9 protein-coding genes are annotated in these 15,067 nt (G+C 74.7%); 2 read left to right on the top strand and 7 right to left on the bottom strand.

Annotation, left to right across the window (positions count from 1 at the left end):
• Positions 1-274: 274 nt before the first annotated feature.
• The 5 genes from ACF08D_RS00475 to ACF08D_RS00455 all read right to left on the bottom strand — a co-directional run bounded on the left by ACF08D_RS00475 (position 275) and on the right by ACF08D_RS00455 (position 8,598).
• On the bottom strand, positions 275-2,293 hold the full coding sequence (locus ACF08D_RS00475) for an ATP-dependent DNA helicase (RefSeq protein WP_392220140.1): 2,019 nt from the start codon (positions 2,291-2,293) through the stop codon (positions 275-277).
• 12 nt (positions 2,294-2,305) lie between these two features.
• Positions 2,306-4,300: an IucA/IucC family protein gene (locus ACF08D_RS00470; protein WP_392220138.1), complete on the bottom strand. Its 1,995-nt coding sequence runs from the start codon at positions 4,298-4,300 to the stop codon at positions 2,306-2,308.
• A 71-nt stretch (positions 4,301-4,371) separates the two neighbouring features.
• The gene (locus ACF08D_RS00465) at positions 4,372-5,142 is read right to left on the bottom strand and encodes a GNAT family N-acetyltransferase (protein ID WP_392220136.1); all 771 of its coding nucleotides are present in this window, start codon (positions 5,140-5,142) and stop codon (positions 4,372-4,374) included.
• A 42-nt stretch (positions 5,143-5,184) separates the two neighbouring features.
• Entirely contained in the window at positions 5,185-7,077 is a 1,893-nt protein-coding gene (locus ACF08D_RS00460; RefSeq protein ID WP_392220134.1) for an IucA/IucC family protein, read from the bottom strand.
• A gap of 153 nt (positions 7,078-7,230) precedes the next feature.
• The gene (locus ACF08D_RS00455; RefSeq protein ID WP_392220133.1) at positions 7,231-8,598 is read right to left on the bottom strand and encodes a diaminobutyrate--2-oxoglutarate transaminase family protein; all 1,368 of its coding nucleotides are present in this window, start codon (positions 8,596-8,598) and stop codon (positions 7,231-7,233) included.
• Positions 8,599-8,896: 298 nt separating this feature from the next.
• Between ACF08D_RS00455 and ACF08D_RS00450 the strand changes: the two genes are divergently transcribed.
• Positions 8,897-10,084, top strand: coding sequence for a trypsin-like serine peptidase (locus tag ACF08D_RS00450; protein ID WP_392220131.1), 1,188 nt, complete (start codon positions 8,897-8,899; stop codon positions 10,082-10,084).
• A 294-nt stretch (positions 10,085-10,378) separates the two neighbouring features.
• Positions 10,379-11,563: a trypsin-like serine peptidase gene (locus ACF08D_RS00445; RefSeq protein WP_392220129.1), complete on the top strand. Its 1,185-nt coding sequence runs from the start codon at positions 10,379-10,381 to the stop codon at positions 11,561-11,563.
• Positions 11,564-11,712: 149 nt separating this feature from the next.
• Here the strand turns inward: ACF08D_RS00445 and hflX are convergent, their stop codons facing one another.
• Together hflX and ACF08D_RS00435 are read right to left on the bottom strand one after the other, a co-directional pair.
• Positions 11,713-13,206, bottom strand: coding sequence for a GTPase HflX (gene hflX / locus ACF08D_RS00440; RefSeq protein WP_392220128.1), 1,494 nt, complete (start codon positions 13,204-13,206; stop codon positions 11,713-11,715).
• Between the two features lie 236 nt (positions 13,207-13,442).
• Positions 13,443-14,954: a M1 family metallopeptidase gene (locus ACF08D_RS00435; protein WP_392220126.1), complete on the bottom strand. Its 1,512-nt coding sequence runs from the start codon at positions 14,952-14,954 to the stop codon at positions 13,443-13,445.
• Positions 14,955-15,067: the final 113 nt, after the last annotated feature.

Raw genomic sequence — 15,067 nt, 5'->3', positions numbered from 1 at the left:
CGGGAGCCATGGGCGCTCAGCCGGGGGCGCACGGCCCGGGATCGGACGGCACGGGAGCGCACAGCCGGGGCGGCACAGCGGGAGCGCACGGCCGGGGGCGCACGGCCGGGAGCGAACGGCCGGGGCGGCACAGCGGGAGCGCACGGCCGGGAGAGCCCGGACCCGGGAGCGCCAAGCCCCGGGAGCGGCCGGGTGCGGAGCCCGGCCCGCGCCCCGTCCGCTCCTCCCTGCTGCTGCCCGGCGAAGGCTCGGCTACTGCCCGGCTACGGCTCGGCTACTGCCCGGGGGCCTTCGCCGCCGCGTCGACAGCCGCCGCTTCGGTGGCCGCCGCGTCGATGGCCGCGAGGGAGCGGCGCACCTGGTTGCGGTCGGTCGTGTACCAGAAGTCGGGCAGGGACGCCCGCAGATAGCTGCCGTACCGCGCGGTGGCCAGCCGGGGGTCGAGGACCGCGACCACGCCCCGGTCGCCGGTGGCGCGGACCAGGCGGCCCGCGCCCTGGGCCATGAGCAGCGCGGCATGGGTGGCCGCGACCGCCATGAAGCCGTTCCCCCCGGCCTCCTCCACGGCCTTCTGCCGGGCGCTCATCAGCGGGTCGTCGGGCCGGGGGAAGGGGATGCGGTCCATCACCACCAGCTGGCAGTTCGGGCCGGGGACGTCCACGCCCTGCCACAGCGACAGCGTGCCGAACAGGCAGGTCTCCGGGTCGTTGGCGAACGTCTTGATCAGCTCGCCCAGGGTGTCCTCGCCCTGGAGCAGGATCGGCTTGGCCAGCCTGCCCCGCAGCTCCTCGGCGGCGGCCTGGGCCGCCCGCATCGAGGAGAACAGCCCGAGCGTCCGGCCGCCGGCGGCCTCGACCAGCTCGGCCAGCTCGTCCATCATGTCGCCCCGGCTGCCCTCCCTGCCCGGGGTGGCCAGATGCCGGGCGACATAGAGGATGCCCTGCTTGGGATAGTCGAAGGGCGAGCCGACGTCGATGCCCTTCCACACCGGCACGTCCTCGTCCTCGGCGCCCGCCGCGCCCGCCGTGCCCTCCGGGGGCAGGCCCAGGGAGGCCCCCACGCCGTTGAAGTCCCCGCCCAGCTTCAGGGTGGCGGAGGTGAGGACCACCGAACGCTCGGCGAACAGCTTCTCCCGCAGCAGCCCGGACACCGACAGCGGCGCCACCCGCAGGGACGCCCCGAAGCGGTCGTGCCGCTCGTACCAGACGACGTCGTACTCGGAGCCCTGGGTGATGCGCTCGGCGACGCCGTACACGGTCTCCACCGAGGCGCGGGCCTGCTTGCGGACCGCGTCCTCGTCCTGCACGGACCTGTCCCGGGTGGTGCCCAGGGCGGTGATCACCGCCCGGGCCGCGTCGCGCAGCGCCATCAGCGCGTACCCGAGGTCCTCGGGGATCTCCTCCAGCCGGCCCGGGAGGGCCAGCTCCATCAGCCGCTCGAACCCCTCGGCCGCCGTCTGGAGCTGGTCGGCGACCTTCTCGTCCACCAGCTTGGCCGCCCGGCGCACCGCGCGGTTGACCTGGCCGGGGGTGAGCTCGCCGGTGGCGACGCCGGTCACCCGGGAGACCAGCTCATGGGCCTCGTCCACGATCAGGACCTCGTGCTGCGGGAGCACCGGCGCGCCCTCGATGGCGTCGATGGCGAGCAGGGCGTGATTGGTGACGACGACGTCGGCGAGCTTGGCGCGCTCCCGCGCGGCCTCGGCGAAGCACTCGGCGCCATAGGCGCACTTCGACGCTCCCAGGCACTCCCGGGAGGTGACGGAGACCTGGGACCAGGCGCGGTCGGAGACGCCCGGGGTCAGGTCGTCGCGGTCGCCGGTCTCGGTGTCGTCGGACCAGTCGCGCAGGCGCAGCAGGTCCTGGCCCAGCTTGCTGGTGGGCGCCGCCGCCTCGAAGGGGTCGAAGAGGCCGTCCTCCTCCTCCTGCGGGACGCCTTCGTGCAGCCGGTGCAGGCAGAGGTAGTTGGAGCGGCCCTTGAGCATGGCGAACTCGGGCCGGCGCCGCAGCTGGGGGTGGAGCGCGTCCACCGTGCGCGGCAGGTCGCGCTCCACGAGCTGGCGCTGGAGGGCGAGCGTCGCGGTGGCGACCACCACCCGCTCCCCGTGCGCCAGGGCGGGCACCAGATAGCCCAGGGACTTTCCGGTGCCGGTGCCGGCCTGGACCAGGAGGTGGGAGCCGTCGTCGATGGCCTGCGCGACGGCCTCGGCCATGGTGACCTGGCCTGGCCGTTCCACGCCGCCGACGGCGGTGACGGCGGCATGGAGGAGCTCGGGGAGGGATGGCTTCGTCATAGCCCGTCCACCCTACGGCGCCGCACTGACAACCGGATCCGCGAGCGGGTTGGGCACGGTGCCGTGCACGGCGGCGTGCGGGCGCTGCGCCCGGTCCCGGTAGCCGTCGAGGTGCAGGCGGTTGCGGTTGAGGCAGAGCCGCTCGATGCGGGGCGTGAGCAGGTCGAAGAGCTCGTACCGGTCCTTGAGCTCCGGGAAGCGCGCCTGGTGCCGCAGGATTTCAGCCCGTACGAGTGACCAGAAGTCCCCCTCGGGCACTCCCAGTTGCTCCTCGCAGAGCGGCGCCAGGTAACGGAAGACCCCGACGAAGAGGCCGGAGTGGATGAACTGGGTGAGGAAGCCCGGCTCCTCGGTGAGCAGCACGTCCCGGACGCCGGGGGGCATCGAGTCGTGCTCGGGCACCGCGTGGGCGCTGACGTTGATGTCGTCCACGAAGTCCTTGATCGCCAGCCGTACCGGCACGTCCTGGTCGTCGAAGACGACGATGGCGTTCTCCCCGTGCGGTGAGAAGACCGTGCCGTAGCGGTAGAGGAAGTGCAGCAGCGGCGGGAGCAGGGCGGCGAAGAGCCGCCGCAGCCACGCCTCCGCGGGCAGCCCCGAGCGCTCCACCAGCTCGGCGGTGAAGGCGCGGCCCCGCGGGTCGGTGTGCAGGAGCGAGGCGAGCGTCCGGGCGCGCTCCCCCGGCGGCAGGCGCAGGGGCTCGCGCCAGATCGCGCCGAGCAGCTCCTTGTACTGGTACGGGGCCTCGGGGAGGTGGTCGTACAGCGGGTGCTCGACGGTGACGGAGGCGACCTCGCCCAGCAGGATCACCCGGCACTCGTCGCGCAGGAAGGGGTCGCCGTCGCGCAGCGCGTGCACCCAGGCGGTGACGGCCGGGGCGGCCAGGGTGCGCTCGGTGGGCAGGCCGCGCCAGACGAGGGTGTTGAGCACCGACAGCGGCAGCTTGACGCTGAACCGGTCGGGCCTGCCGGCGTTGAGGAACGTGCGGATGGACTGCTGCGGCAGCCGCGGGTCGCCGTCGCTGGGGAGCGGCACGATCCGGCCGCGCGCGACGGCGGGCGCGTACAGCTGGAGGAGGACTTCGTCCCACTGCCAGGGGTGTACGGGGAGGTAGAGGTACGCCGCCGGGTCCAGCCCCCGGGAGCGGAGCTCGGCGGCGAACGCGTCCCGCACCCCGGGGTCCAGCTCCCGTTCGTAGAGGCTCTCGGGGGTGGCGAGGGAGCGGACGCCCCGGTAGGCGGCGAGGTCGGTGCTGACGGCGATCCACGGGAGGGGCTCTGCCCGGCGTGCCTCGGGAGCCCACCGGGCGGTGTCCGCGGCGGAGAAGCCGATCCGGCCCTTGTTGAAGACGATCCACGGGTGGCCGGTCTGGTGGCCCTCCAGCTCGGCGTGGCCGAGGTCGGCGAGCCGGGCGGCGGGGAGCGCGGTGTGTTCCAGCCGGGCGTCGGCGGCGAGGGTGACGCTCAGTTCGCGCAGGAGGTGGCCGAGGGTGGCGCCGTCGAGCCGGAGGAGGTGGCGGGCCCGGACGAGGAAGTCGAGCGGGTCGGTGAAGGGGGTGCCGTCGCGGGTGAGGGAGTCGGGGTCGACCCGCCAGCTTCCGTAGGCGGTGCGGCGGGCGGTGAAGGCGAGCCGGGACCCGTCGTCGAGCGTCAGCCCGTACGCCGTGGGGGGCGCCCCGGCCACGCGTCCCGCCGCGACGCCGTTCGCCGCGTGCCGCGCCCCGGGCAGGGAACCGCCCTCGCCACCGCCGTCTCCACCGTCGTCACCATCGCTTCCGTCGTCACCGCCACCGCCTCCGTCGTGCGCCGTGTCCGCCGGGTCCGCCGGGCCGTGGGGCGGAAGGGGGACCGGCTGGATGATCTCCTCGTACGCGAACTCTCCGAGCATCTTGGCGAGGAGGCGGCGGGAGACGCGTGCCCATGTCTCCGCGTTCAGTTCGGGCGGGGCCGTGGCGGCCCCCGGGGCGGTCGGCTCCAGGGCGTCGGGGATGGCGGGCGATGTCGGCACGGGACTCCTCCGGGGGGAACCGTTGCGGATCGGGACGGGTATGTGGCGCCGCGGGCCGTTCACGGCGGATGTCACAGCAGGTGTCGCAGGGCGCGGTCGCGGATCATCAGAGCGGCTCTCTTGTCGGGGAGGTCGAGTTCGGCGGAGAAGCGGAACCCCGCGCTCATGAAGGCGGAGACGGACGGGGTGTTGCGGAGGTCCGGTTCGGCGACGACCCGGGCGCAGTGCGGGCGGTGGTCCAGGACGAGGTCCGCCACGGCCCGGAGCAGGGTGGTGCCGACCCCGCGCCCCCGGTCGGCGACTCCCCCGACGAGCAGGTGGACGCCGGTGTCGTGGGGGCGGGCCGGGTAGTGGCGGGCCAGGGGGTCGAGGTCGGCGCGGTAGACCTCGAAGTACCCGACGGGCGTGGAGTCGAGGACGCCCAGGCAGGGCACGCTGCGCCCGTCCCCGTCGAGTTGGGCGCGCAGGTGCTTCTCGGTGGTGGAGGCGGGCCCGGCCAGCTCCCAGAAGGCGGCGACGGCCGGGTCGTTCATCCACCGGGTGATCAGCGGCAGGTCCCGCTCGATCTCCACGGGGACCAGCCGGAACCGTCCGAGCGGCGTGGGGGCCGCGCCCCAGCCGGCGACCCCGTCGAGCTGGTCGCCGCTCCCCGCTCGGCCGCGTACGGCGGGGGCCGTCGCCCCGGCCGGTCCGCCCGGGGCGCCGGGGGCGTCCGGGCCGTCGGGCGGGAGGAGGGCGATCAGCTCCTCCGGCAGCCGGAGCTCCAGGGTGTCCTCGGTGCCCGGGCCGGCCTGCGCCGGGGTGGGAGGTCCGGTGTCGGGGCTCGCTTCGGTGGGCGGCACGGGCGCTGTCCTCTCGGCGGTTCGGCGGATGGTCGTCCTCGGTCAGCGGCGGAGGGGGTTGGCGATGGTGACGTACACCGACTGGGTGTCGACGGGGCCGACCAGTTCGTCGAGGCCGTGCAGCCGGGTCAGGAGGTTGGCCTTGCAGCGGAGGGTCGGGCTGTCCAGCAGGAGGGCGGGCAGCGGGGAGCCCAAGGACACCGCGCCGGCGAGGAACTGGCGGAGCGCGGCGAGGAGGAGCTGCTCGTCGGCGAGGCGCTGGGCGCCGAACGCCCCGATGAGACCGAGGACGTTGTTGATGCCGAGGTAGTAGGCGAACCGCTCGTCGGTGACCTCGTCGGAGACGAACGTGTCGCTGCGGGTGCCGATGCCGGGCAGCCGGCGCTCCAGGGCGTCGCGGTGCGACTCGCGGAAGTAGTACCCCTGGTTGTCGCGGTAACGGCCGCCGCGCGGCCAGCCGTCGGGGTCGAGGATCACCAGGGTGTTCTGCTGGTGGGCCTCCAGGGCGACGCCCGCCGTGCCGTCGAGCCGGAGCACGGGGCGGACGACCTGGTCCAGGTAGCGCAGGAACCACTCGGCGGCGACGGCTCCGGTGGGCCGGCCGGTGCGGGTGGCGAGGGCGGAGACGACGACGGCCAGCCGGGAGCGCATCGCGGTGTCGCCGGGCCAGGGGCGGGGGGCGGTGAGGCCGGCCAGGCAGACGGCGTCGTCCCCGAGGGTGAAGGGATTGTGCCGGAGGATCACGTCCAGGCCGGGGACGGGCTCCCCGTCGGGGGTGTCGACGGCGAGCCACGCCGGGTCGCGGACGATGTCGAAGTTCGGGTGGGCGGCCTGCCACTCCTCGGCGAGGCCGGTGCGCAGCAGCCGGTGCACCTCGACGCCCCGGTGCAGCTCCTTGCGGAGGTTCTCCCGGCGGGAGTTGGTGATGCGCACGCCCAGGGACAGCTTCAGCATGGCCGGGGCGCCGGGGCGGTGGACGGTGCGCACGGAGGAGGTGGGGTGCCAAAGGTCGCCGTGCGGGCCGAGGTCGTGGAGGAGGCCGGCGGAGAGCAGCTCGGCGACGGCGGGGCGGTGCGGCAGCTCGCGCGCCTGCCAGGGGTGGAGGGGCAGGGCGGCGGTGCCGGCGGGGAGGGCGAGGCCGCTGGCGAGGCGGGCGGTGAGGTGCTCGGCGGTGCGGGCGCGGCCCTGTTCGGTCCACGCCGAGTCGGTGGCGAGTACGGAGCGGTCGACGGCCATCCAGTGGAGCGGGAAGGAGCCGCCCAGTTCGGGCGAGTAGAGCCGGGCCTCGGCGTCGGAGAGCCCTTCGCGGCTCTTGGGCGTGGGGTGCAGGGGGTGGCCCAGGAGCAGGGACTGCTCGGCGGTGAGGAAGAGGTCGGCGTCGGGGGCGGGGCCGGGGTGGCGGCGCCGGTGGGCGATGAAGTCCGCGGTACGGCGGGTGGAGTCGGCGACCCGGCCGACGAGGTCGGCGCCGTCCCGGTGGCCCCCGGCGCCGGACTCCCCGCCCCGGTCGCCCTCCCGGCCGATGAGCGCGGCGATGGTGACGGCGTCCACGGGCGGGGCGGAGGGCGGGGCGCCCTCGAGGGCGGGCGGGCCGAAGCGGTGCCAGCCGGTGGGCGACCAGTAGCGGACGGGGACGAGGAGGGCGGTGCCGCTCGCGTCGAGGGGGACGCGCAGGGTGGTGCCCGCGGGGCGGGGGAGGTCGTTCTCGCGGACCCAGCAGCGCAGGAGGTTCTCGGCGGCGGCGGCGTCCGCGGCGTACTCGGCCCGGGGGTGGTCGAGCGGGTCGGCGCACGTCCCGGGGGCGCCCGCCGTGCCGCCGCCCGGGCGGGTGGGGCCGGTCAGGACTTCGTGCCCTCCCGCGTGCTGGCGGGGCACGGTGGCCGGCTCGCCGGGACGGGGGCCGCCGGTTGCTTCGGGGACGGGAGTGGGGTTCACGGGAGGGCGCTTTCTGACGAGGGGACGTGGTGCGGCGGGACGGGGGCGGCCGGATCGCCGGGCCGGAGCGGGCCGGTGAGGCGGGTCGGTGGGGCGGGCCCGGCCGGGGCGGCCGCAGCGGTGAGGGGCCCGGCCCGGGACGGTCGGGGACGGTCAGCGGGCGGGGGGCGGTCCGCCGGGCCGGGGTGAGGTGCCCTCGGCGGCGGACAGGGCGTCGGCGAAGCGGTCGAGGACGGCCACCGCCTGTTCGTCGGTGATCGTCAGCGGCGGGAGGAGGCGGACCACCGCGTTGTGCCGGCCGCCCAGTTCGACGATGAGCCCGCGGTGGAGGCACTCCCGCTGCACGGCCGCGGCGAGCGCGGGGTCCGGGGGCGGGACGTCGGCGGAGGTGCCGGGGGCGACGAGCTCGACGCCGATCATCAGGCCCCGGCCCCGGACGTCGCCGACGCGGGGGTCGGCGGCGGCCAGCCCCTGGAGCTGCCCGAGCATCCGGGCGCCGAGGGTGGCCGCGCGGTGGGCGAGGCCGTTCTCCCGTACGTACGCGAGGGTGGCCGCGCCGGCCGCCATGGCGAGCTGGTTGCCCCGGAAGGTGCCGGCGTGGGCGCCGGGCTGCCAGACGTCGAGCGCGGAGCGGTAGACGATGACGGCCAGCGGCAGGGAGCCGCCGATGGCCTTGGACATGACCATCACGTCCGGGACGACGCCGCTGTGCTCGACCGCCCAGAACGCCCCGGTGCGGCCGACGCCGGTCTGCACCTCGTCGGCGATCAGGGGGACGGACCGGGCGGTGGTGATCTCGCGCATCCTGCGCATCCAGCCGTCGGGCGCGGGGATCACCCCGCCCTCGCCCTGGACCGGTTCGAGGATCATCCCGGCGGGCCGGGGGACGCCGGACTTGGGGTCGTCGAGGAGGCTCTCGGTCCAGCGGGCGGCGATCTCCGCGCCGCGCTCGCCGCCGACGCCGAACGGGCAGCGGTAGTCGTGCGGGTAGGGCAGGCGGGTGACCCGCACCTCGGTGGCGCCGCCCGAGGCGGCCAGGGCCCCGGCGGTCATCCCGTGGTACGCGCCGGTGAAGGCGAGCAGGTCGTGGCGGCCGGTTGCCTGCCGCACCAGCTTCAGCGCCGCCTCGACCGCGTCGGTGCCGGCCGGGCCGCAGAACTGGATCCGCGCGTCGTCGGCCAGTTGCGGCGGGAGGGTGGCGAACAGCTCGGTGGTGAAGGCGTCCTTGACGGGGGTGGCCAGGTCGAGGACGTGCAGCGGGGCGCCGGAGTCGATGACCTTCTTGACGGCCTCCAGGACGACCGGGTGGTTGTGTCCGAGGGCCAGGGTCCCCGCCCCGGACAGGCAGTCCAGATAGCGGCGCCCGTCGGCCCCCTCGATGGTCAGTCCCCGCGCCCGCACCGGGACGATCGGCAGGGAGCGCGCATAGGTGCGGGCGGCGGACTCGCGCAGTGACTGGCGGCGCAGGATGCCCTCGTGGGTGGACGTCGGTGCCACCGGGGCTGATTCGGTCACTGCCACGGCTTCGGATCCTCCCGGTGAACGGTGATGCTGCCCTTCGGGGTCGCGGCCCGCCCGCCCCCGATCGGGCGACGGAGGCCGACCTTCTGTCCCCCGTACGTACTAACGACGGCATCCCGTCCGGATCACGGGTCGCGGCGAAGAACCTTGGGACGGGACGCACCGGCCGCGCGGCCGGGAGAGGCGGCCGGGGAACCGGGGACCTGCCGCACGCCGTCCCCCAGGGCACCGGCATAGTGGGGGACCGCGCTCCACGAGTGCTCTGCCACGAGTCACGAAGTCCCAGGGGGATCACGACATGCGACCCATTCGTCCGCTGCTCGCCGCAGCCTCCGCCGCCGCGGCGCTGGCGCTGACGGCCACCGGGTGCGGCCCGGGCGACGACAGCGCGGGCGGCGACCCGGCCGCCTCCGCGACCGCGTCGGCCGGCCGGTCGCCCGACGGCCGGATCACGATCCCGGACGATCTGAAGGACCGGCTCAAGGAGCACGGGATCGACCTGGACAAGTGGCGTAATGGCGAGTGGAAGAACTGGGACAAGGACACCTGGCTCCGTGAGGCCAAGGACTACGTCAATCCGATCATCGAGGACCTGTGGGACCCGGACCGGATGAGGGAGGCGGAGGAGCCGCAGCGGCCGGTCGAGGAGGAGGACGTCGCGGGCGACGAGGGGGTCACCGACCCGACGCCCGAGCCGGTCGAGGCCGCCGCCGTGAAGGCGCCGTACCACGGCTCGGTCCCGGAGGCGGGCAAGGTCCTCTTCGACGGGCCGCAGGGCTCGATGGTCTGTTCCGCGACCGTGGTGAAGGACCCGGCGAACCCGGGGAAGTCCAACCTCGTGTGGACCGCGGGCCACTGCGTCCACGCGGGCAAGGACGGCGGCTGGTACCGGAACATCGCCTTCGTCCCCTCGTACAACGACAGCGGTCTGACCGGCGCGGCGCTGGAGGGCGCGACGCGCGAGGAGATCGCGCCGTACGGCGTGTGGTGGGGCGACTGGGCGCAGACCTCCGAGCAGTGGATCGCGCAGGGCGCGGCCACCGGCGGCCAGGGCGCCCCGTACGACTTCGCGGTCATCCATGTGACGCCGGAGAAGGGCGGCGACGGCAAGTCGCTGGAGGAGACGGTCGGTTCGGCGCTCCCGGTCGACTTCGCGGCCCCGGCGGCGCCGGAGGTGGCGAGCATGGAGGCGACCGGTTACCCGGCGGCGCCGCCCTTCGACGGGCAGCGGATGTTCCAGTGCGCGGACAGGCCGGGCCGCCTGTCGCTGGACGCCGCGCAGCCGACGATGTACCGCATCGGCTGCACCATGACGGGCGGTTCGTCCGGCGGCGGCTGGGTCGCGCAGGGCCGGGACGGGGCCCCCGCGCTGGTGTCGAACACCTCGATCGGTCCGGTGTCGGCCGGGTGGCTGGCCGGTCCGCGCCTCGGCGCCGAGGCGAAGGGCGTGTACGAGGCGGTCAGCGGGAAGTTCGCGGGCCGGTAGGCCCCGGGGGGTGGGCCCCGGGGGGCGGATCCGGGCGGCCGGTGGAGACTCCGTGCAGGTCGGGCCGTACGGCAACTGCCCCCGGCACGGGCGCCATAGAGTGGTGGCGCCCGTGCGGGCTCGCGGTCCCGGAGGACCGCGTCGGCCATGTCAGGCACATGACACCCCGCACCCGGGCAGCCCACCCACCGCAGCACCACGCACCACGTCACACGCGCTGCGTACCACGCCACACGCACTACGTACCACGCACTACGTACCACGCATCACGCGTCATCAGGGGGAATCGTTCTCATGCGCTCCATACGCCCGCTCCTGGCCGTCACCGGCCTGGCCGCGGCGCTCACGCTGACGGCCACCGCCTGTGGCCCCACCGAGGACCGGGGGGCCGGCGCGACCGCCTCGGCGAGCCCCGCCGACGGCCGGGGCTCCGGGCAGGACGGCGGCGCCGCGCTCCCCGCCGACCTCGCCGACAAGCTCCGGGAGCACGGCGTCGACCCGGACAAGTGGAAGGACGGCGAGTGGAAGAACTGGGACAAGGACACCTGGCTCCGTGAGGCCAAGGACTTCGTCAACCCGGTGATCGAGGGCCTGTGGAAGCCCGAGCGGATGCGGTCCGCCGAGTCCCCGCAGAAGACGATGGCCGCCGGCGCCGGCGTCGGCGACCAGGGAGCCACCGACCCCGAGCCGCGGCCGGTCCGCGCCGAGGCGGAGAAGAAGCCGTACCACGAGAACGCCGCACCGGTCGGCAAGGTGTTCTTCGACGCCCCGGAGGGATCGATGGTCTGCTCCGCGACCGTCGTCAAGGACCCCGCGAACCCGGGGAAGTCCAACCTCGTGTGGACCGCCGGCCACTGCGTCCACGCGGGCAGCGCCGGCGGCTGGTACCGGAACATCGCCTTCGTCCCGGCGTACAACGACCTGGGCAAGACCCCGGCGGCGCTGGAGAAGGCGCAGCCGCAAGAGGTCGCCCCCTACGGCGTCTACTGGGCCGACTGGGTCGCGACCTCCGGCGAGTGGATCGACCAGGGCGGCCCGACCGGCGGCGGGGGCGCCCCGTACGACTACGCGGTGATGCACGTGAAGCCGGAGAACGGCGGGAAGTCCCTGGAGGAGACCGTCGGTGTCGCCCTCGACGTCGACTTCGCCGCCCCGGAGGCCGCGAGCGTCCCCGCGATGGGCGCCTGGGGCTACCCGGCCGCCCCGCCGTACGACGGCGCGCTGATGCACAAGTGCGTCGACCGTCCCGGCCGCCTCACGCTGACGCCCGGCACGCCCACCATGTGGCGGATCGGCTGCACCATGACCGGTGGGTCGTCGGGCGGCGGCTGGTTCATCACCAAGCCGGGCGGGAAGCTGGCGCTGGTGTCCAACACCTCCATCGGGCCGGTCACGGCCGGCTGGCTGGCCGGCCCGCGCCTCGACCGGGGCGCGGAGCGGATCTACACGATGATGAGCGAGAAGTTCGCCGGGCAGTGAGGGATCCCGTGACGCACCCGGTCACGCAGCCCCGGGCGGTTTGACGAAGGCCCGCCCCCTCGCACGGAGGGGGCGGGCCTTCGTCGGACCGGACCGGACCGAACCGGACCGGACCGAACCGGACGGGACCGGCCGGCGGGTGCGTGCGGTCAGTGCACCGCGGGCACGAACGGCGCCAGGGAGGCGGCCAGTTCCTCGTGGACCCGTGCCTTGAGCAGCGTGCCCTCCGGGGTGTGCTCCTCGGAGAGCACCTCGCCCTCCGCGTGCACCCGCGAGACCAGCGCGCCCTCGGTGTAGGGCAGGAGCGCCGCGATCTCGACCTTCGGCCGCGGCAGCTCGGCGTCGATCAGCGCGAGCAGCTCGTCGATGCCGGCGCCGGTACGCGCCGACACGGCGATCGAGTGCCGCTCCACCCGCAGCAGCCGCTGGAGGACCAGCGGGTCGGCCGCGTCCGCCTTGTTGATCACCACGATCTCGGGCACGTCGACCGCGCCCACGTCGCGGATGACCTCGCGCACGGCGGCCAGCTGCTCCTCGGGCGCCGGGTGCGAGCCGTCCACCACGTGCAGGATCAGGTCGGAGTCGCCGACCTCCTCCATGGTGGAGCGGAACGCCTCGACCAGGTGGTGCGGCAGGTGCCGGACGAATCCGACGGTGTCCGCCAGGGTGTAGAGGCGGCCGCTCGGCGTCTCGGCCCGGCGCACGGTCGGGTCGAGGGTGGCGAACAGCGCGTTCTCCACGAGGACGCCCGCGCCCGTCAGCCTGTTGAGCAGGGACGACTTGCCGGCGTTGGTGTAGCCCGCGATGGCGACCGACGGGACCTTGTTGCGGCGCCGCTCCTGGCGCTTGATGTCCCGGCCGGTCTTCATCTCCGCGATCTCCCGGCGCATCTTCGCCATCTTCTCGCGGATCCGCCGCCGGTCCGTCTCGATCTTGGTCTCACCGGGGCCGCGGGTGGCCATGCCGCCACCGCCGCCGCCACCCATCTGCCGGGAGAGCGACTGGCCCCAGCCCCGCAGGCGCGGCAGCATGTACTGCATCTGCGCCAGGGCGACCTGCGCCTTGCCCTCGCGGGACTTGGCGTGCTGGGCGAAGATGTCGAGGATCAGGGCGGTGCGGTCGACCACCTTGACCTTGACGACGTCCTCGAGGTGGATGAGCTGGCCGGGGCTCAGCTCACCGTCGCAGACGACGGTGTCGGCGCCGGTCTCCAGCACGATGTCCCGGAGCTCGTTCGCCTTGCCGGAGCCGATGTAGGTGGCCGGGTCCGGCTTGTCGCGGCGCTGGATCACCCCGTCGAGCACCAGCGCGCCCGCCGTCTCGGCGAGGGCCGCCAGCTCCGCGAGGGAGTTCTCCGCGTCCTGCACGGTCCCCGAGGTCCACACGCCCACCAGCACCACGCGCTCCAGGCGCAGCTGCCGGTACTCGACCTCGGTGACGTCCTCCAGCTCGGTGGAGAGGCCCGCGACGCGGCGCAGCGCGGCGCGCTCGGAGCGGTCGAACTGATCGCCGTCCCGCTCTCCGTCGATCTCGTGGCTCCAGGCGACGTCCTCTTCCATCAGGGCATCGGCCCGAAGGCTCTCGGTGCGGGTGGTGTCCGCGAAGCTCTGCGCGTCCTGGGAAGGGGAAGAAGAGGAGGTCATTGGATCCTTACGTCGATGGGCCGGGCATCGGTGCCGGTGCGCCGATCTACCGGGGTGGGTGTCGCTCGTCAGTGACAACGCGTGACTCCCCCGGATCATTCCCGGGGGCCGGCCCCGGGAATCCGGGGCCCGGCGGCGCCGCCGACCCGTTGATGGTCGCACGGTGCGGCCGGGCCCGTCACCCGGGTTTCGCGGCCTGTGGACAACCTCGTCCGGGCGCTCGCGGAGCGGGGCCGTCAGCGCTTGGCGGCGGGGGCCGGAGCCTTGGTGGAGCCCTTGACGGGCGCCTTGCTGCGCCAGTCGGGGTGGCCCGGCATGGCCGGCGTCCTCTCCCCGTACAGCCAGCCCCGCAGGAAGGCGGTCAGGTCCCGGCCCGCCTCCTCGGAGGCCAGTCGTACGAAGTCGTCGGTGCTCGCCGTGGCGTGCGCGTACCGGTCGACCCAGCGCCGCTCCAGGCGCTCGAAGGCGGCCTTGCCGATCTCCTGGCGCAGGGCGTACAGGACGAGGGCGCTGCCGTCGTACACGACCGGCCGGAAGAGGCTGATCTTCTGTCCGGCGGCGGGCGGCCTGGGTGCGGCGGGCGGTCCGCCCGCGGCGCGCCAGCGGTCGGAGTCGGTGTACGCCTGCCGCATCCGGGCCTCCAGCGACTGCTGGGCGGTCTCGTCCGCGTAGAGCGCCTCGTACCAGGTGGCGTGGCCCTCGTTGAGCCAGAGGTCGGCCCAGCGGCGCGGCGAGACGCTGTTGCCGAACCAGTGATGCGCGAGCTCGTGCACCATGATCGATTCGACGAACCAGCGGGGCAGGCTGCTGCGGGTGAACAGGGAGCGCTCGAACAGGGAGAGCGTCTGGGTCTCCAGTTCGAAGCCGGTGTCGGCGTCGGCGACGAGGACCCCGTACGTCTCGAAGGGGTAGCGGCCGACCTTGGCCTCCATCCACTCCAGGTGGGCGGGGGTCCTCTTGAGCCAGGGCTCCATCCGCTCGGCGTCGGCGGCCGGTACGACGTCGCGCACGGGCAGCCCGTGCGGGCCGGTGCGGTGCAGGACGGTGGAGCGGCCGATGGAGACCTGGGCCAGCTCGGTGGCCATGGGCCGGCTGCCGCGGTAGAGCCAGGTGCGGGTGTCGCCGCTGAGGGTGCGGCCGACGCCGCGCCCGTTGGCGACCACCGTGAGGTCCTTGGGCGCGGTGACGCGGAAGGTGAAGTACGCCTTGTCGGAGGGGTGGTCGTTGCCGGGGAAGACCCGGTGGGCGGCGTCGGCCTGGTTGGCCATGGCCAGGCCGTCGGAGGTGCGGACCCAGCCGCCGGTGTTGCGGGGGCCGGAGGGGTCGCTGGTGTGCGTGACGGTGATCCGGAACCGGGTCCCGGCCGTCACCGCCCGGGACGGCTCGACGATCAGGTCCTCGCCGCCGAGGGTGAAGGCGGCGGGCTGCCCGTCGACCAGCACCGAGCGCACGGTGCCGTGGGTGAAGTCCAGGTTCACGCGGTCGAGCCGGTCGGTGGCCATGGCGTCGATCTTGGTGACGGCGTCCAGCGGCTTGCTGTTGTCGCCCCGGTAGGTGAGGGCGATGTCGTAGGCGAGGACGTCGTAGCCGGGGTTGCCGAGGTGCGGGAAGAGCGGGTCGCCGATGCCGAGCGGTTCGGGCGCGGGCAGCGCCGCGCCGATCAGGCCGGCCGAGGCCGCCGCCACCAGGGCGGCCCGGAGGCGCCGCGAGGTGCGGGCTGTGCGTGGGGCACGCGATGTGAGGGTCATGGCCAACCGCTACCAGCGCGCCGGGGCCCGGCCGTGACGGCGCGCGCCCCGCGCACCCGAACGGACCGCGCGCCCGGTACGGGGGTGGGGCGGGGCCGTGAGGGAGGGCGGGG

Origin of the sequence: Streptomyces sp. NPDC015131 (assembly GCF_043079975.1) — a bacterium.
In the GTDB taxonomy this organism is placed as follows: domain Bacteria; phylum Actinomycetota; class Actinomycetes; order Streptomycetales; family Streptomycetaceae; genus Streptomyces.
The sequence above is the reverse complement of the archived record's forward strand: the minus strand, read 5'-3'. Positions and strand labels throughout refer to the sequence as shown.

Excerpts from the sequence above, each read along its gene's own strand:
- ACF08D_RS00475 (WP_392220140.1), bottom strand. The coding sequence starts at position 2,293 with ATGACGAAGCCATCCCTCCCCGAGCTCCTCCATGCCGCCGTCACCGCC.
- ACF08D_RS00450 (WP_392220131.1), top strand. The coding sequence starts at position 8,897 with ATGCGACCCATTCGTCCGCTGCTCGCCGCAGCCTCCGCCGCCGCGGCG.
- ACF08D_RS00445 (WP_392220129.1), top strand. The coding sequence starts at position 10,379 with ATGCGCTCCATACGCCCGCTCCTGGCCGTCACCGGCCTGGCCGCGGCG.
- hflX (WP_392220128.1), bottom strand. The coding sequence starts at position 13,206 with ATGACCTCCTCTTCTTCCCCTTCCCAGGACGCGCAGAGCTTCGCGGAC.
- ACF08D_RS00435 (WP_392220126.1), bottom strand. The coding sequence starts at position 14,954 with ATGACCCTCACATCGCGTGCCCCACGCACAGCCCGCACCTCGCGGCGC.